This window comes from Collinsella sp. LCP19S3_D3 (genome assembly GCF_052121455.1).
In the GTDB taxonomy this organism is placed as follows: Bacteria; Actinomycetota; Coriobacteriia; order Coriobacteriales; family Coriobacteriaceae; genus Collinsella.
In genome coordinates this window covers 14,677-32,972 of sequence record NZ_JBQKEF010000014.1, presented here as the reverse complement: position 1 = coordinate 32,972, position 18,296 = coordinate 14,677, and the positions used below count along the sequence as shown (strand labels likewise).

Sequence of the window (18,296 nt, the reverse complement as noted above, 5' to 3'; positions counted from 1 at the left end):
ATAGCAATAAAGAGGGCCGCAAGCGACCCTCTCCATTGCATTATGCAATCAAAAACTGTGTTTTACATCCAGCCATCGACAAACGGTAGCTTAGGCGCTGTACTTGTTTGGCTCGCCGAAGGTGCCGGCCTCGACAATCCAGCCGTCCTTCATGATGACGTCCATGTTGTCGGTGTTGAGCACGTGGATGTCGGCGGCGACGTCACCGTTGACGACCAGCAGATCGGCGCACTTGCCGGCCTCGATGGAACCGGTCTCGTCCTCGATGTGGCACATCTTGGCACCGTTGAGGGTGGCGCAGGTGATGGTCTCGACCGGGGTGAAGCCGATCTTGTCGACGAACTCGTACATCTCCTCGATGGAGCAGGTGCCGTACGGGGTGACGAAGGAGAAGGAGTCAGAGCCGATCGTCATGACGACGCCGCGCTTCTTGGCCTCGCGCAGGCAGTCATAGTTGCGCTGCAGCTCCTTCTCGACCAGGGTACCCTCGTACTTGTCGTGCAGCTCGGGGACATAGACGGGAGGATAGGTGGCGTACCAGGTGGGCAGGAAGGCGATCGTCGGGGTGAAGAAGGTGCCCTGCTCGGCCATAAGGTCCATGGTGCGCTCATCGATATCGAAGCCGTGAATCAGCTGCTCGCAGCCAAAGCGAACGGAATCGTAGGCGGCGGCGTGGTTGTTGTAGCAGTGGCTCCACACGGGGATACCGACCATCTTGGCCTCTTCGACCACGGCCTGGATCTCCTCGGAGCAATAGTGCTGGTCGCGACCGGAGTCCCAGCGCCAGATGCCGCCACCGGTAGCCCAGATCTTGATGGCATCGGGGTTCTCGCGCAGGCGACGACGGACGGCCTTGCGCAGATCCCAAGGACCGTCGACCTGGTCGCCCCAGGGATGGGATTCCTTGTTGAGCTCCTGGGTGCAGTGGTGGGAGTCACCGTGACCGGCAACACGGCAGAAGCCGAGGCCGGTGGCCAGAACGCGCGGGCCCTTAAAGACGCCCTTGTCGATGCAGTCGCGAATCTGGATACCAAAGCGGCCGATCTCGCAGACGGTGGTGAGGCCGTGGGTGAGGCAGTCGTAGGCCTGCTTGACGGCGACGGCCTGCTTCTCGAGGAGCGGCTGCATGACCCAATCGGTGTCATCGTCGGTCAGGTTGCCCGAGAAGTGCAGGTGGGTGTCGATCAGGCCGGGAAGGACAGTCTTGCCGGCGGCGTCGATAACCTCAACGCCCTCGGGAAGGTCCTGCATAACACCGGCGTACTCGATCTTGCCGTTATCGTCGACGAGAACGAGGGAGTTCTCGACCGGCTCGGCACCGGTACCGTCGATGAGCTTGCCTCCAACGATTGCATACTTAGTGGACATGGTTCCTCCTTATGGATCCATATAGTGGGTGAGGCCGTGTTGGGTTAAGGCCTCACAAAGCTACCCAAGTGATGCCGGGTTCGGTACGCGGGAGAGAGGGCACCGCGCACCCAATCCGCCCCGGCTCGGCGTTACTTTTTACGGGAATTGGTGAAAGCCATGAGAGCCAGGCCAATAGCCAACCAGCCGATCACGATGCTCCACTCCACCATGTTGAGGGAGGCGGGAGAGAACGGAATCACGAGCAGGCCGATGATGATGGCGCAGGCAGCGATGGCGAGGCTGATGCCAAACTTGCCGCCGGGCACCTCGTAGGGACGAGGTAGGTCGGGCTCGGTGAAGCGCATGCGCAGGCAGGCAAGAGCGACCATGCCGCAAGAGAAGATGAAGGCGAGAGCCGACACATTGGTCAGAGGGATGAGCATGTTCTTGCCCAGGAACGGACCGACGACGGTGATGATGGCCAGAACGACGCAGGCGAGCTTGGGAGCGCCGGAATTGGGATCGACCTCGGCAAACTTCTCGGGCAGCTGGCCCTTGCGGCCCATGGCGAGCATAATGCGGCTCGTGGCGCCGTAGAAGGAGTTCATCGGGCCCATGGGTCCAAGCGTGGCGATGACGAGCATGGCCAGGTACAGGAGCATGTTGATGCCCTTAAGACAGGCAAGCGCGGGAACCGGGCTCTTAACAAACTCATGCCAGTCAAGGATAGTGCCGAACGAGTAAATGCAGACCATGTAGAAGCCGCCGGCGGCCAGCAGGGCCAGGGAGATGATCTTGCCGAACTTGTTCCAGTTAAGGCCCTCGGCTGCTTCCTCAGCCTGCTGAGGAATGGTGTCGAAACCGGCGTAGAAGAACGGGGTCAGAACCAGGACCGACACGATACCGGCGAACAGGCTGGTGCCCTCGGTGGCGGCCTTACCGCCGCCAGCACCGGCGACCTGGGAGAACACAGGCATGGCGTTGTTCGGCGAGCCGGTGAACAGCGAGACGCCCATGGCGAGTAGCATGCCGCAGAGCAGGGCCTTGGTCAGGAAGGCTTGGAGCTTGGCGGCCGAGCTGGCACCGCGGAAATTGAGGAAGATGACGTAGACTGCAAAGCCGAGCGCGATCAGCGTCGGGAACAGGTAAACGTCGGCGCCCAGGATGGTGTAGAGCTTGATGGCGCGCAGCCACTCAAGACCGGGCAGGCTACCGAACATCTCGGACACGAGAGTCGAAATGGCAATGGCCTCCCACGGGCACAGGATGCCGTTGCCCAGGGCCAGGAGCCAACCGGTAATGTAGCTCATTGTACGGCCAAAGCTACGATCGACATACTCGACGATGCCGCCCGAGATGGGGATAGCAGCCGTAAGCTCACCGAAAACAGCTCCGACGGGCACGAGGAAGATTGCACCCAAGAGGAATGCTATCATAGCGGGAACGGGACCGCCGCCCACGACCATCCAGTCGCCGACCTGCAGAACCCAACCGGTACCGATGATGGCACCGAAACCGATGGTGAAGAAGTTCCAGAGCGAAAGCGTTTTCTTCATGCCGCCGGTATCCTCGACTGCAACTTCTGCGTTCTTGTCCGCCATTGTTCCCCTCCTTTCCTTTCTGACGCCCCTTGGCGTCACCCCTTGCACGGCCTGTTTTGCCGCGCACTTTTTATTTCATGGCTTTAAGATACGGCCTTGGCACAGCAACGCCACTCGTAGCTCGACCGAAGGCAGAACTGCAAAACGAGCGGCGCCGTTTTTGGGACGAACGGCGAGGGGCGCCACTCGGTGCGGGCGTCCGTTTTGATGACGCGACTCAATCGCTCGCGGAGGGCGTCGCTTTATGACGCCAGGCTCGCTCCCGTCCATGCCGCTTACCGAGGTTTTGGTGTATGTCCTCATTTGCTGCACGTCTTTTTTGTAGGATGGACGGGTTATACATGAGACGAGGCGGTGCAAATGGCATACGAATACAACGGCGGCGAACGACAGCGAAACGTTCGCCTTGCCGGGCGTACCACGCCAGCATCCAGGAGTGTTTCTGACAACGACGGGCCGCAGCGTCCGCAGGATCGCCCCTTGTCGTCTATGCCGCAGAATACCAGCACGCGTCAAGCGGATCGCCCACGCTCGGGCACCCGTCAACGCCGGGCCGAAGTGCCTCGGCGGCAGAAAATCGATCGGCGAAAGTCTGACAACCACATCAGCCGTTTCTTTTCGAAGCCCCGCGGCGGACGCGGCGCAAAGCAGCCACGGCCGCTGGGACGCGGCCGGGCCGCCAATCCGCAGATTCATCGTCTCTGTCTTGCCCTGTGCTCCATCATGGCATGTCTGGCCTTTGTGTATCTGGGGTCGTGTGCCTCGCATGGCTCTGCCGGCCTAGAGCCCACCGCCGAGGAAAAGCTCCTCAAAGCCCCAGTCGCACCCGGCTACTCGTTTGCTTTTTCGACCCCACGTTCGCAGTGGAGTGCCGGCACCATGCCGCATATCTACCAGATCGACCCCGCATGGTCGGAGCTGCCCTACGCCGGTGGAACCATCCGCCAAAACGGCTGCGGACCCACCTGCCTCACCATGATCTACATCTTTAAAACGGGGCGCACCGATATGACACCGGTCGATATGTGCGCCCTTTCCGAGGCGGGCAACTATGCCCCCACCGGTGCCACCGAGTGGTCGTTTATGACGAGCGGCGCCGCGCAGCTGGGGCTTAACGGGACGCAGCTCTACAACGACCGAGACTCGATGGCCCAGGCCTTGCGCTCGGATGCTCCCGTAATCGCCGTCGTGCGTCCCGGCACGTTTACCAACGTGGGTCATTACATCGTCCTCTACGGCATTGACGACGCCGGCCACATCGGTGTCTACGATCCCAATTCGCCCAGCCGTAGCGCCCGCCGCTGGGGCGTCGTAGAAGTCCTCAACGAAATCGAAGCCATGTGGGCCTACTACTAGTCATTGGGTAGTCGTTGGGGACAGCCCTTGTGGACGCCACTTGTGGGCGGCCGGACAGGACCATTCCCAACAGCCAGAAACTGCCGTGCGCGGAAAGTGCATCCCGCTTTGGAGCTCGATTGCGGGATATACTTTCCGCGCACGGCCTGTTTGGGAAACTGCGGGCCACTTTTCGGCCAAATTCCGGGATGCATTTTCCGGTTGAGGGGTCTAGGGAAACTGTGCCCCATTTTAGAGGCTCTTTCTGGGATACGCTTTCCGCAGTTGGCGGCGCAGCCTTTAAGGACTGTCCCAAGCTGCCGGCAGGAAAGGAACGTCCCCAAGTGCCGGGTTGAAACAAAAGCCCCGCAGTCGGAGCGGACTGCGGGGCTCATGAAGAGAGGCTAGTTTGTGGGCGCTTTGCCTGGCGCCCACAAGAGAGGCAACAGAGTAGAGGCTACTCGTGGATGCGGGTACCGGAGAGGCCGGCCATGGTCTCGGCGGCCTTGTCCAGGGCGCCGATAATGCAGGTGCGGCCCTTGCGGGAACGGGCGAACTTGATGGCAGCGCGGACCTTGGGCTCCATGGAACCCTTACCGAACTGGCCCTCGTCGGCCAGGCGCTCGGCCTCGTCGGCGGTGAGGTCCTCGAGCTCCTCCTGGTTGGGCTTGCCAAAGTTGATGGCGACATGCTCAACGGCGGTCAGCAGGAACAGAACGTCGGCGTCGCAGTCCTCGGCCAGCAGCTCGCCGCCCAGGTCCTTGTCGATGACGGCGGGAACGCCCTTGTAGCAACCCTTGTTCTCGTAGTCGCGGACGACGGGAATGCCGCCGCCACCGCAGGCGATGACGATGAACTCGTTGTCGAGCAGGTTGAGGATGGAGTCGGCCTCGACGATCTTCTTGGGATCGGGGGAGGCGACGACGCGGCGCCAGCCGCGGCCGGAATCCTCGACGAAGACCTTGGAGGGATCCTCGGCCATGAACTCCTTGGCCTGCTCCTCGGTGTAGAAGGGGCCGATCGGCTTGGTCGGGTTCTTGAACGCGGGATCGTCGGGATCGCACTCGATCTGGGTGACGACGGTGGCGGCGTGCCAACGCTTATAGCGCTTGTGCATCTCGCGGCCGATGCCCTGCTGCAGATGATAACCAATGTAGCCCTGGGACATGGCGCCGCACTCGGGCAGCGGCATCTCGGGGGTGCCGATGGCGTCGTGGGCGGCGGCGAAGGCATTCTGGATCATGCCGACCTGCGGGCCGTTGCCGTGGGTGATGATGATCTCGTTACCCTGCTCAATGAGGCCGAGGAGTGCGTGGGCGGTGTTGCTCACGGCCTCGATCTGCTCGACGGGGTTGTTGCCGAGGGCGTTGCCGCCAAGGGCGACGACAATACGATCGGGCTTGCCAAGAGGCTTAGACATTGCTGGAATCCTTTCTGTAAAAGGCCTACATCCCATTAATAACCCACGTCCGTGCAATACGCGAGTTTATTAAGGTTTATATTCTCTTTATCGCTCATTTTATTCATTTTGAAAACAGTTGAACGGTGAACGGTCGTTTTTACCCGTTCAGCGTAAAGATGCCCAGCTCAAGCATATCTAAGCTATTTACGTGCGACTTTATTTTGATATAGCAGGGATTAGACCAGATTATGCAAACTATATCTTTGCTAAACACAAAACAGACAGCGCAATATCTTACTCGCACTATACGAGATTCTATACATTTTTAAGACGAGTATGCAGCCCTGCAATAACATGGCGTTTTTCATCCAACTTAGGGAATAGACGAGCACCTTTACCGCGCGTCGGCCGGCAGCCGGCGAGCCGTCTCGTCGATTGCCGCTTCCAGAAATTCAAAAACTGATATTGCGCGCGCAATTACGGCATGGTACTTTAGCGAAGAACAGCGCGGGCTGGGGCGACAGAGATCTGTCGTGAAGTTTGGGTTCGGCGACCCCGCTGCTGTCTTCTCCTTATCCGCCAGCGAACCCCTTGAGCGACGGATTGAGGAGGTCCTTACTATGACAAAAATGCTCAAGATCACGCTGAATGGCGAGACGTTTCTCGCCGACATGCTCTGGGACAAGGCTCCCGAGGCGTGCAAGCTGTTCGAATCGTCCTGTCCGGTCGAGTCACGTATCTTTTCGGCCAAGATCTGCGATGCCGAGGTAACCTATCCCGTATCGGGCCCCATCGCCAATTACGAGCACATCGAGAACCCCGTCTTTCACGAGCCGGCGGGCGCCGTGAGCTGGTATGGCGGCTGGTCGTCAATTTGCATCTTCTTTGACGTGTGCGAGCCCTTTGGCACCTGCAACATGTTCGCCCGCATCTGCGAAGCCGACCGCGAGCGCTTTGCCGCCGCCTGCCGCAATGTCTGGGACAACCAGGGCATGTACATTAAAAACGAAATCGTCGAGATCGAAACGGAGGCCTAAAGATGATGGATATCAACACCCTGCTCGCACTCGACCTTGCCGAGTACACCACTGCACTTGAGGCCCTCGCTGACCAAATGATGCTCGAAGAACCCCGTGACATCGACTACATGCGCCGCCGCAAGCTCGACACCGGCCGCGAATTCGCCGTCTGGAACTTCACCGTCGGCTACTGTATGAACGCCGCCGACGCTCTCTCCCTCCTGCGAGCCCAGGCCAACGAAAACGCCAACGACGGCACCGCCGACCTCGCAACGATCAACAACAGCGCCGCGCGCCTGTGCGACTGGTTCTCGGGCGCCTTTGACGTCACCGGCAAAATGGATGACACTACGGCAATCCTCGCCCACAGCCGCGACCTCTACGCCCAGGTAGAGACTCACGAACAGTTCGCGGCCCTCACCCGTGCCACTGAGCGCTATCTGGTCCAGCTCCAATTTTGGGTCGACCGCCAGATTCCCTGGCCGGCTATTAGCGACCTCGTCCACGGCTACCGCCTACGCACAGAGAGCGGCGAGACAAGGTAAAAACAGCCAGGTAGCACCAACATAGTCCCACCACGGGACCCAAAGTAAGAATCAGAGGGCTGGAGACGCACGCAACAGCGTCCCCAGCCCCTTCGCAAAGTAGAGCGCTGTTTCAGTGGCTTTGAGACCTTATCGGACCTTTGCTATCTTCCAATTTTTGTATATTTACGACGTTATTATCTGCCAATTTTTGTATGATTTTAGGCGATTCTATCTGTCAATTTTTGTCATTTGGGGGTTTAATGCTACGCCGTAAGGTCACTGATAGGCTTTTGAGCTGGAAGAATAACTCCAATAAGGCATTACTTGTTACTGGTGCGCGTCAGATCGGCAAGAGCTATGCGATTCGCGCGTTTGGAAAAAGCAACTACGCTTCGTATTTTGAGGTCAATTTACTACTCGATATCGAAGCAAGGAATGCACTTGTTGGCGCAAAGAACTCCGTTGACTTTATCAACCGCGTAGCCCTTCTTGCGGATGCGCCGCTTGTTGAGGGCGATACGCTTGTCTTTGTCGATGAGATTCAGGAGTATCCGCAGATCGTTACACTCATGAAGGCGTTGGTCGAGGATGGGCGCTTTAGCTATGTCTTCTCGGGGTCTATGCTTGGGACTGAGTTTAAGGGGATCTCTTCTTTTCCGGTGGGGTATGTAGAGCACATTGTTATGCGCCCGATGGATTTTGAAGAGTTTTGTTGGGCAAACAGCGTTAGCGAGAATGTGCTTGCAGGCATTCGCAGCTGCCTTGTCGAGAAACATCCTGTCGAAAACTATATTCATGAGGCGATGCTCAAGAACTATAGAGCTTATATCGTTTGCGGCGGCATGCCGGAGGTCGTTCAGAATTATATTGATTCGGGTTATTCGCTCGTGAGCACACGTGAGCTTCAAACTCAGTTGGTCGATCAGTACAAAAGCGATATCTCAAAATATGCATCGACTCGAGCGTTTAACGTTCGGTCGATTTTTGAGCAAATTCCCGTTCAGCTTGAGGCGGAGTCTCATCGCTTTGTTGTTTCGTCTCTGGGTGAGGGAGCTCGCCTTAAAAAATATGAGCAGGATTTCCTGTGGCTTGTTAACGCAGGTATTGGATTGATGGTCGCCAGGGTGACGGAGCCACGGAGTCCTCTCAAGAGGACGGAGAAAACGACAGCCTTCAAACTATACGAGTCTGATACAGGCATGCTCGCATCGCGATACCCCGGCAGCACTGCACGCGCTGTCTATCTTGATATGAAAACTCCCAACCTTGGTGGTCTCTATGAGAACGTGGTCGCGCAGGAACTCGTTGCCCTCGGGGCGGATGCATGGTACTACCAAACGCGTGAGGTCGGTGAAGTTGACTTTGTGATCGAAGGCGCCCACGGGCATGTTGTCCCAATCGAGGTCAAATCGGGCAAGAAAGTTCGAGCGCATGCGGCCCTCGATCGTCTGATGAGTGTAGGCGAGTACAAAATTCCCGAGGCCGTTGTACTGAGCCACGAGAATCTCAGCAAAGAGGGCAAGGTTCTGTACGTTCCAATCTACATGACGTTTTGTCTCGATGAGTTTATGGAAAAGGATGACCCCAATAACGATTTCTCGTTCGCACCCATATCTCTCTAGCCATTTGAATCCGCAATCCAGCCCCGCCCACGCATCAATGCATTTCCCAAGGTGCTGCGCGTTTCGCGGCAAAGCCGCGAAAAAGCAAAGGGATAAGAAGCGGCAACAGCCAAATCCTCCATCCATCCCCAAAGTAGCGCGACTTTCGCGGCAAAGCCGCGAAACAGCGAAAGGGGCAAAAGGCCCCCTCAGCCACGTCCTTCATTCAGCCCCACAATCCGAGGACGTAGTCGTAGCAGGATCTGAGGGCTAACCTTCGCGGACATTCCGCAGGACGAAAGAACCCCCGCCGCACGTAGTGCGCAGCGGGGGTTCTTTCATGTCCGAGGACGTCCGCGAAGGTTAGACCTCAGATCCTGCGGTGGGAGACCTAGGCCTCGTTGTACACCGTCTTAAGCTTCAGCAGGTGAGCGTAGCGGTCCATAGCGGCCTGCTCGTTCTCCTTGAAGAGCTCCTCGGCGCGCTCGGGGAAGGAACGCGTCAGCGAAGCGTAACGGGCCTCGTTCATCAGGAACTCCTGATAGCCGCCCGCGGGCTCCTTGGAATCGAGCGAGAACTTCTTGCCGGCAGCAGCCTCGGGGTTGAAGCGGAAGAGGTTCCAGTAACCGCACTCGACAGCCTTCTTCATCTCGGCCTGGCAGTTCTGCATGCCGCCCTTCTTAATGGAGTGCATCTCGCAGGGGCTGTAGCCGATGATGAGGGACGGGCCGTCATAGGCCTCGGCCTCGTGGATGGCCTTGAGAGTCTGAGCCGGGTTGGCGCCCATGGCGACCTGCGCCACGTAGACGTAACCATAGCTCATAGCGATCTCGGCCAGAGACTTCTTCTTGGTCACCTTGCCGGCAGCGGCGAACTGAGCAACCTGGCCCAGGTTCGAAGCCTTGGAGGCCTGACCGCCGGTGTTGGAGTAGACCTCGGTGTCGAAGACGAAGACGTTGACGTTGTGGCCAGAAGCCAGGACGTGGTCCAGACCACCGAAGCCGATGTCGTAGGCCCAACCGTCGCCACCGAAGATCCAGAAGGACTTCTTGGTGAGGTAAGCCTTGTCGGCGAGGATCGCCTTGGAAGCGTCGCAGCCGCACTTCTCGAGCTCGGCAACGTAGGCGGCAGCAGCAGTCTTGGAGGCCTCGGCGTCGTTGACGGAGTCGATCCAAGCCTGACCGGCGGCCTTGAGCTCGTCGGACGGACCGTCAGCGGCGATGAGCTCCTGGGTGGCGGCGATCAGCTTATTCTGGACGGCCTCGTAACCGATGGCCATGCCCAGACCGTGCTCAGCATTGTCCTCGAACAGGGAGTTGTTCCACGCCGGGCCGTGACCGTCCTTGTCCTTGCAGTAAGGAGCGGTGGCAGCGGGGTTGCCCCAAATGGAGGAGCAGCCGGTGGCGTTGGAGATGAACATGCGGTCGCCGGCGACCTGGGTCACCAGACGTGCATAAGCGGTCTCGGCGCAGCCGGCGCAGGAGCCGGAGAACTCCAGGTAGGGCTGCTTAAACTGGCTGCCCTTGACGTTGGCCGCGATGAGCTCCTTCTTCTCGGAGACGTTCTTGACCATGTAGTCCCAAACGGGCTGCTGATCCATCTCCTGCTCGGCGGGAACCATCTCGAGGGCGCCCTTGGGGCAGACCTTGACGCAGTTGGTGCAGCCCATGCAGTCGAGCGGGGACACGGCCATGGTGAACTTCATGCCCTTGGCCTTGGGACCCATGGCGTCGAGCGTACGGGTAGCCTCGGGCGCAGCGGCAGCCTCGTCCTCGGTCATCGCGAACGGACGGATGGTGGCATGCGGGCACACATAGGCGCACTGGTTGCACTGGATGCACTTGGTCTCGTCCCAGTGAGGAACGACCACGGCGACGCCGCGCTTCTCGTATGCGGAGGCGCCCAGCTCAAACTGACCGTCGGCACAATCGACAAAGGCAGAAACGGGCAGGCTGTCGCCATCCATGCGATCGATGGGCTCGAGCAGGTTCTTGACCTGCTGGGCGATAGCGGACTTGGTCTCCTCGGAAAGCTCGACAGGAGCGGCGTCCTCGGCGGTAGCCCAGTCGGCCGGAACCTCGAACTTACGGAAGGCGGTAGCGCCGGCATCGATGGCCTTGTGGTTGGCGTCGACGATGGCCTGGCCCTTCTTCATGTAGGACTTGGTAGCCGCGTCCTTCATGTACTGCAGGGCGTCCTCGGCGGGCAGGACCTTGGCCAGCGCGAAGAAGGCGGACTGGAGCACCGTGTTGGTGCGCTTGCCCATGCCAACCTTGGCGGCCAGGTCGATAGCGTCGATCAGGTAGACGTTGACGTTGTTGTTCGCGATGTAGCGCTTGGCCACGGCGGGCATGTGCTCGGCGAACTCCTCATCGCTCCACTGGCAGTTGACCAGGAAGGTGCCGCCCGGCTTGACGTCGCGGACCATCTTGAAGCCCTTGACGATGTAGCTGGGGTTGTGGCAAGCGACAAAGTCGGCCTTGGTCACGTAGTACGGCGAGCGGATCGGGGAATCACCAAAGCGCAGGTGCGAGACGGTAACGCCGCCGGTCTTCTTGGAGTCGTACTGGAAGTAGGCCTGGACGTACTTGTCGGTGTGGTCGCCGATGATCTTAATCGAGTTCTTGTTGGCGCCGACGGTACCGTCGCCACCCAGACCCCAGAACTTGCACTCGATGGTTCCGGGAGCTGCGGTGTTGGGCGCATCCTCGGCCTCGGGCAGGCTCAGGTTGGTCACGTCATCGACAATGCCGATGGTGAACTCGCGCTTGGGCTCGTCCTTCTTGAGCTCCTCGAAGACGGCAAACGCGGACGCGGGAGGCGTGTCCTTGCTGCCCAGGCCGTAACGGCCGCCGACGACCTTGATACCCGTCTTGCCGGCCTCGTAGAGAGCGGAGACGACGTCCTGGTAGAGCGGCTCGCCGATGGAACCCGGCTCCTTGGTGCGGTCCATGACGGCGATCTTCTGGACGGTCTCGGGGAGAACGTCCACGAAGTGCTTGATGGAGAACGGACGGAACAGGCGAACCTTGACCAGGCCGACCTTCTCACCGTGAGCGTTGAGGTAGTCGATGACTTCCTCGAGCACGTCGCAGAAGGAGCCCATGCACACGACGACGCGATCGGCATCGGGAGCGCCGTAGTAGTTGAACAGGCCGTAATCGGTGCCGAGCTTCTCGTTGATCTTCTTCATGTAGCCCTCGACGACGGCAGGGAGCTCGTCGTAGACCTTGTTGCAGGCCTCGCGGTTCTGGAAGAAGATGTCGCCGTTCTCATGGCTGCCGCGGGTGTGCGGGTGCTCAGGGTTGAGCGCGTGGTCGCGGAAAGCCTGGACGGCGTCCATGTCGCACATCTCGGCAAGATCCTTGTAGTCCCACATGGCGACCTTCTGGATCTCGTGGCTGGTGCGGAAGCCGTCGAAGAAGTTGAGGAACGGGGTCTTACCCTCGATGGCGGCAAGGTGAGCCACCGGCGAGAGGTCCATGACCTCCTGGACGTTGCCCTCGGCGAGCATGGCGAAACCGGTCTGGCGGCAGGCCATGACGTCGGAGTGATCGCCAAAGATGTTCAGGGCGTGGGAAGCGACGCAACGCGCGGAGACGTGGAAGACGCCCGGGAGCTGCTCGCCCGCGATCTTGTACATGTTCGGGATCATCAGGAGCAGGCCCTGAGAAGCCGTGTAGGTGGTGGTCAGAGCACCGGCACCCAGCGAACCGTGAACGGTACCGGCTGCACCCGCCTCGGACTCCATCTCGACGACCTTGACCGGGGTGCCAAAGATGTTCTTGCGACCCTGGGCCGCCCACTGGTCGACATGGTCGGCCATCGGGCTGGACGGCGTAATGGGATAAATTCCCGCTACCTCGGTGTACGCATACGAAACATATGCGGCCGCCTCGTTGCCGTCCATAGACTTAAACTTACGCGCCATATACCCCTCTCCTCTCATATAGGTATACAGGCCCCGGCGATTACCGGGATGTTGGCGTGATGGGATTTTCGCTGTTGCTTCCAGTCATCTGACAGGCGGACTCAGCAGCAGGTACATGGCGTGGAGAGAAGGCATGCCGAGGCGAGGAGGCTGCACGCGCTCCACAGGCCCAGCTACCCGTCTTGCACATGATCGAGCGCCGCAAAGGCCGCATGCCGGATGCTCCCGGGCACGCCCCGGTGATGGGAAGCGCCCGCAACGGAAATCCGCATGCGGGTTTATTGTACCCCGCCGTCAAGTGTAATTTCGACAAATATAGGCGGGCGGTAAAGGTTTATCCCGAGCGACCATCAAGGGCAAAAATTATCCTTCCGTCACCGAGGGACCAAATGGCAGCTGCGGTGAAATAGGAACTGTTTTTGCCGGCCGTAGCCTTAAACAGTCCCTATTTCACCGCAACTTATTTAGGAGATGAGTCAGAGGGCGCCGAGGAGGATGGCGTAGGTTGTGGATTCTCCGAGCCTGAGCTCGTCACCGGGGTTGAGCTGAGCGGAGCGGCCGGGCTCGACCTGGGTGCAGACGTTCGTCGCGCCGTTTACCACCACAGTTCCGTTGGTGGACGACAGGTCCTCGACGTACCAGACATTTTGGTCATCGCACCACACGTGGGCATGGCGAGCCGAAACGTCATCGCCCACATCGGTGATATCACCCTCCCCCGTCGCCAGCGCGCCGATCTCGACGCCCTCCTCACTCGGCTGAATCCAGCGCGGGGCGCTCACCACGTAGCCGTTTTGCACGCGCAGCAGTCCCAACGGGTGCGCAGGCGCCGCCTCGTGCTCGCCCGTGACCGTCGAGGTGCTCAGCGAGCGCGGCGTCGACGTGGCGCCGCCACAGGTCGCATGAGCGTAGTCGAGGGCATAGGTCACCGACGAGCGGACATCTGCCGAGCAGCCCACGGCGACAAACAGCACCAGGATGGCCTCGGCGCGCTCGGCGGGCATGAGCTCAGCCGCCTGCGACAGGCGCTCGAGCGCATTGCGATAGAGATTCGTGTCCTGATGGCATTCCTCGAGTGCCCGCACCATGGGCTCGCCAGCGGGGCCGCACACCATGTTGGTCACGGCCGCGGCGTCCATGGGATTGCGGCGGCGCAGGGCCAGCTGCGACATAATGCGCGCGGCCGAGGTGCCGTAATCGGCAAAATAACGTTCCTGCAGCGTGCCGACCGGCGCGCGCACGATAAAGCGCGAAACCCAAGAGCGATCGGCAGCACGGCTCTGCGGACTACGGCCGTCGACGAGCGGGCGGCTCGAGAGCACCAGGCCGCACAGTTCGATATGGCTCAGGTGCGCTGCGCGCTTAAAGATGTCAAACATTGCCCCGCACGGGGTGAGCTCAGCTTGAGAAGCCATGGCTTAGCCCTCCTTGGTCGCAGAGATAGTGTCGGATACTTCGGCCGGCCCGCCAAAGGCGCGAGCAGCCGCGGCTCCGCCGGCAAGCGGCGTCGCCATGGAAATTTTCGCACGTCGCGCTGACACGACGGGAAGCTCAAAGGCAAACCCCATCGCCAGCAAAAACCACGTGAGCGCATAGGTTGCAATTAAGGCGGCAACGAAGCCGCTCGCTACGGCGCGTTGGGAAAACACGGTGCATGCAACCGCGATCAGCACCGGAACCTCGCAGGCAGAAAGCGCCAGTACGCCTTGCAGGAACCCCGTGCGACGATCGTGTGCCATGGCGCCGGCAGCGATGCCCACCATGCTCGGCGGTGCCAACGCCAGTGCGGCGATAATGGCCGGCAGCTTCCCGGACCACATAAGCGGTCCTACGACGAGCGTCACATGGGCGCCCGACGCCAACAGCGCAGCTGATACCACGACCACAGCCCAAAGCACGCCGCATACCGCCGTCGCACCAACCATCGCCGCACGCCGGGCCGTGTGCCCCGATACCTCCATCGGGCACGGCATGAGCGGCTCGGCGCGAAGCGAGCGGGCGACATTTTGCGCATAGTGGTCGCAAAATGCCGAGAGCGCCGCCTCCACCGCAGCCGGCTCGGGACGATCTTCCTGATGGCAGGACAGGCAGGCCATGACCACGTCGAACAACTGGGCATCGACAAACGCCAGCGCATCGCGCAGATCCTCGGAATTTGGATCGAGTCCGAGCTGCTGAGCCTGTTCGGCCGCGGCAAGTGCCACATCGGGCTCGCGTCGCAGCAGTTGCGTCAAGTCGCAGCCGGGCGCGTGGGCGCCAACGGGATAATCGGGCAGCGTATCCATCTTGAGGCGATAAGGGCTGGCGATATCGCACGTCTTTTTGCGCGAGCCCGAAGTACCCGACGCACCCGGCGCCACTTCGTACGGCGCGACACCGGCGATGAGCTCGTAGACCGTACTCGCCGCTGCATACACATCGATTGCCGGCGACATGCGAAGCATGCGCAGGTCGGGGATATCGTCGGTGAGCATCTCGGGCGGGGCGTAGGCCACCGTCGCGCGGCGCAACGTGGCATAGCGCTCGGTAAACGACGCCTTGCCGCCGGTGCCGGCCACCGCAGAGGCGGGCTCGAGCGCCAGCGAAGAGCCAAAGTCGATCAAGCACAGGTCGAAGGTGCCTTCGGCAAGCTGTCGGTCGAGCGGCAGGCGCGCCGTGCGCACCATAATATTAGCGGGCGAGATATCGCGATGGACGAACCCCTCGCCTACCAAGCTCATGCGGCAGAGCAGATCGAACAGGTCGCGACCCAGGCGCGCCGCCACGAGCGGCGACAGACGCCCGGCCTCGTCCACGGCAAGGCGCGAGCGCAGGCGAGCGAGCGTCTCGCCCTCGACCCACTCCATGACAATCGCGGGCACGCCGTCAACCTCGCCCCATCCATACAGGCGGGGAAAGCCTCTAAGGCCCGAAAGGGCGCGATGGCATTCGTATTCCTCGCGAAACGCCGCCTTGAACTTGGTGACCAGCGCCTCGTGGGCGACATCGTCATCAAATTCGTCGCGCGTTGGCAAGATGAGCTGCTTGAGTGCCACGGCCTCGCCCTGCGCGTTGACGGCACGCGTCACACGGCCGATACCGCCGCGGCGCATGGTGGCGTCATCGGCAAACAGCATCGTAAAACGGCGCAGGTAGGCGGGAAGCTCGTCCGGGCCCAGCGCAATGGCGGGCTCAAACCCTCCAACGCGCGCCAGGCGCAGACCCACCATAGGGTCACGGCTGAGCGACTGGGTTGCCACAGAAGCAAGGCTATTCGTCATAGGGCGATCGCCGCCACTTTGGTATTGAAGTTGTTGAGCGCGACGTCGTCATCGCCATAATGCCCCACCCATTGGCACAGATTGGTGTAGCAACCCCATAGGTTGGCGTATTGCTGATACCACTTTGACTTGGGAGAAAACGTTTGCCGGCCAAACTCGGCACGGATGACAAACATATCGTTGGTCAGGCTATCGCACGGTCCGGTATCGCCCGTAGCGTTATAGGTCGAAACCACGCTGTTGGCGCGGGCGACATAGCCATCGAGCATGTTGTATTTGGTCACGAGCCAGCTGTGAATACTCTCCTCCTCGGCAGCCGAGAGACCACCCGAGCCCGTGTCGCCGCCGGCACCGCCGTCCGTCGAGCCATCACTCGAAGATCCACCGCCAGAGGCGGAGCCCGAACCGGAACCGCCGCCCGACGAATCGGAGCTGGAGCCAGACGAACCCGAACCGCCGGGCTGGCCTGCCTGTTGGGCGTCCTGCCCCTTCTGCTGCTCGGCCTTATTGACGACAGAAGCCACACTGTTGTTGGAAAGCTTCGTAATGACCTTGGTGTTGGTGAGCACGATGGTCTTGCCGTTTGCCAGCGTAACCTCGTTGTCCGATGTTTCTGGACTGTCCGCATCGTCGCCACCGAACACAACATGCGAGACCACGCTCGCCCACGCATATCCGGTTGTCGTTCCCAAGTCGCTTTTGGCCTTGCGCCCAATATGCAGCTCGCGTGCAGCATACGCCTGTACCATGGACGGCACCGTCATGCCATAAGCCGAAACACCGGCTATGACCAGCACGAGCGAGCAAGACAGCAGCACGTACGCCCGAGGCGCCAGGCCCAGCCGGCGTCGAATGCGCACCGCGGCGCCATGCTTTGTCTGAGTGCTAGCGGGCCGCATGCGTTCTCCTCCAACAAAAACACGCCGCTTAAAAGCGGCGCATTCTTTTCATATCCACATTTGAGTGTATCAGCGAACCCAAAAGGTTGTGCAACGAATGGGCAAATACGAGGTGCGAGTGGACCCATCCACGCGATAAGCGGATGAAAAGCAGGTTTGTTGTACAACAAATGCATGAACGCGTGCCCAATTATGAGCGCCCCGTGCGGCAGGCCGACGGGACATGCCGCGGAGCTGACGCCGCCTAGATCGCACGACGGGCCTCGATAGCACGGCCGAGCGTAAGCTCGTCAGCATACTCCAGGTCGCCTCCCACGGGCAGGCCGCTCGCCAGACGCGACACCTCGACGCCCAGAGGCTTGATGGTGCGGGCAAGGTAGCTCGCCGTGGTCTCGCCCTCAATGTTGGGGTTGGTGGCGATAATGACCTCGTGGATGTCCTCGTGGCCCAAGCGCGCCAGCAACTCGCGGATGTGCAGCTGCTCGGGGCCGATCTTGTCCATGGGGCTGATCACGCCGCCCAGCACGTGGTAGAGGCCGTGGTAGCTGCCCGTGCGCTCAATCGCCTGGACATCGCGCGGCTCACCCACCACGCAGATGCGGGTGGTGTCGCGCATCGAGTCTTGGCAGATGGAGCACTCGTCAGCGGTGGCGTAATTAAAGCAGCGGCTGCAAAAATGCACTTCCTGCTTAACCTCTAGAATGGCCTCGGCCAGGCGGCGCGCCTCCTCGGCGTCGGCCTCGAGCAGGTAGTAGGCGATGCGCTGGGCCGATTTGGGGCCAATGCCCGGCAGACGGCCCAGCTCATCGAGCAGTTTTTGCAGACTATGGTTGGCACTCATATATGTGCGCGTCTTAGAACGGCATGCCCGGGATGTTGAGGCCGCCGGCGATGGCGCCCATCTGCTTGTTGGCGAGCTCGTTGACGCCGCGGACGGCCTCGTTGACGGCAGCCATAATCATGTCCTGCAGCATATCGACGTCCTCGGGATCGAGCGCATCGGGGTCGATGGTAAGGTTGACGAGCTCCATCTCGCCGTTAACGGTCACCTTGACCATGCCGCCGCCGGCAGAAGCGTCGACGGTCTGGGACTTGAGGTTCTCCTGCGCGGCGGCAAGCTGCTCCTGCATCTTGCGGGCCTGCTTCATCATCTGCTGCATGTTCATACCGGCCATGATGGCTCCTTTACGTGTGGTCGCGCGACAAGCTGCAAGGGCAGCCGGGCACGGCGGGACTTTCAAACTCAAAAATCGTACCACGGCGCGGGGCAAACGAGCGGGGCGGTCGCGCTAACTCAGTCGATGTACATGTCCTCTGGCGTGACGCGCCGCCCAAGACTATGCAAGGTCGAATTATGCAAGGTCTCACAAC

Annotated in this window: 14 protein-coding genes; 4 read left to right on the top strand and 10 right to left on the bottom strand. The window is 60.5% G+C overall.

Features of this window, described 5'->3' with window-relative positions; translation table 11 throughout:
- Positions 1–90 precede the first annotated feature (90 nt).
- On the bottom strand, positions 91–1,368 hold the full coding sequence (locus tag ACTQXM_RS06645) for a metal-dependent hydrolase family protein (RefSeq protein WP_154518625.1): 1,278 nt from the start codon (positions 1,366–1,368) through the stop codon (positions 91–93).
- 131 nt (positions 1,369–1,499) lie between these two features.
- On the bottom strand, positions 1,500–2,951 hold the full coding sequence (locus tag ACTQXM_RS06640) for an APC family permease (protein ID WP_441031882.1): 1,452 nt from the start codon (positions 2,949–2,951) through the stop codon (positions 1,500–1,502).
- A gap of 723 nt (positions 2,952–3,674) precedes the next feature.
- Between ACTQXM_RS06640 and ACTQXM_RS06635 the strand changes: the two genes are divergently transcribed.
- Positions 3,675–4,307 carry a C39 family peptidase gene (locus ACTQXM_RS06635; protein ID WP_441537352.1) on the top strand — a complete coding sequence of 211 codons (633 nt, stop codon included), beginning with the start codon at positions 3,675–3,677 and terminating at the stop codon, positions 4,305–4,307.
- A 436-nt stretch (positions 4,308–4,743) separates the two neighbouring features.
- Here the strand turns inward: ACTQXM_RS06635 and arcC are convergent, their stop codons facing one another.
- Positions 4,744–5,706 (bottom strand): carbamate kinase, encoded by a 963-nt coding sequence (gene arcC / locus ACTQXM_RS06630; RefSeq protein WP_006235166.1) that lies wholly within the window; start codon positions 5,704–5,706, stop codon positions 4,744–4,746.
- A gap of 602 nt (positions 5,707–6,308) precedes the next feature.
- Between arcC and ACTQXM_RS06625 the strand changes: the two genes are divergently transcribed.
- From ACTQXM_RS06625 to ACTQXM_RS06615, 3 genes are all read left to right on the top strand, one after another.
- Complete coding sequence (locus tag ACTQXM_RS06625) at positions 6,309–6,725, top strand: DUF3830 family protein (protein WP_154518619.1); 417 nt, start codon at positions 6,309–6,311, stop codon at positions 6,723–6,725.
- Between the two features lie 5 nt (positions 6,726–6,730).
- A complete protein-coding gene (locus tag ACTQXM_RS06620; protein WP_271758658.1) occupies positions 6,731–7,252 on the top strand; it encodes a hypothetical protein in 522 nt (173 codons plus the stop codon).
- A 272-nt stretch (positions 7,253–7,524) separates the two neighbouring features.
- The gene (locus ACTQXM_RS06615; RefSeq protein ID WP_441547628.1) at positions 7,525–8,856 is read left to right on the top strand and encodes an ATP-binding protein; all 1,332 of its coding nucleotides are present in this window, start codon (positions 7,525–7,527) and stop codon (positions 8,854–8,856) included.
- Here the strand turns inward: ACTQXM_RS06615 and ACTQXM_RS06610 are convergent.
- The 7 genes from ACTQXM_RS06610 to ACTQXM_RS06580 all read right to left on the bottom strand — a co-directional run bounded on the left by ACTQXM_RS06610 (position 8,853) and on the right by ACTQXM_RS06580 (position 18,100).
- The gene (locus ACTQXM_RS06610) at positions 8,853–9,035 is read right to left on the bottom strand and encodes a hypothetical protein (RefSeq protein WP_427729279.1); all 183 of its coding nucleotides are present in this window, start codon (positions 9,033–9,035) and stop codon (positions 8,853–8,855) included. The two genes, ACTQXM_RS06615 and ACTQXM_RS06610, sit on opposite strands and share 4 nt — an antisense overlap.
- Before the next feature lie 191 nt (positions 9,036–9,226).
- Positions 9,227–12,766 (bottom strand): pyruvate:ferredoxin (flavodoxin) oxidoreductase, encoded by a 3,540-nt coding sequence (nifJ, locus tag ACTQXM_RS06605; RefSeq protein ID WP_441031887.1) that lies wholly within the window; start codon positions 12,764–12,766, stop codon positions 9,227–9,229.
- Between the two features lie 476 nt (positions 12,767–13,242).
- A complete protein-coding gene (locus ACTQXM_RS06600) occupies positions 13,243–14,181 on the bottom strand; it encodes an FHA domain-containing protein (RefSeq protein ID WP_441057700.1) in 939 nt (312 codons plus the stop codon).
- Between the two features lie 3 nt (positions 14,182–14,184).
- Positions 14,185–16,026: a serine/threonine protein kinase gene (locus ACTQXM_RS06595; RefSeq protein ID WP_441537350.1), complete on the bottom strand. Its 1,842-nt coding sequence runs from the start codon at positions 16,024–16,026 to the stop codon at positions 14,185–14,187.
- Positions 16,023–16,925 carry a hypothetical protein gene (locus ACTQXM_RS06590; RefSeq protein ID WP_441537349.1) on the bottom strand — a complete coding sequence of 301 codons (903 nt, stop codon included), beginning with the start codon at positions 16,923–16,925 and terminating at the stop codon, positions 16,023–16,025. Before ACTQXM_RS06590 ends, ACTQXM_RS06595 begins: the two co-directional genes overlap by 4 nt.
- 244 nt (positions 16,926–17,169) lie before the next feature.
- A complete protein-coding gene (recR, locus tag ACTQXM_RS06585; RefSeq protein WP_099432550.1) occupies positions 17,170–17,766 on the bottom strand; it encodes a recombination mediator RecR in 597 nt (198 codons plus the stop codon).
- A 13-nt stretch (positions 17,767–17,779) separates the two neighbouring features.
- Positions 17,780–18,100: a YbaB/EbfC family nucleoid-associated protein gene (locus ACTQXM_RS06580; RefSeq protein WP_427719331.1), complete on the bottom strand. Its 321-nt coding sequence runs from the start codon at positions 18,098–18,100 to the stop codon at positions 17,780–17,782.
- Positions 18,101–18,296: the final 196 nt, after the last annotated feature.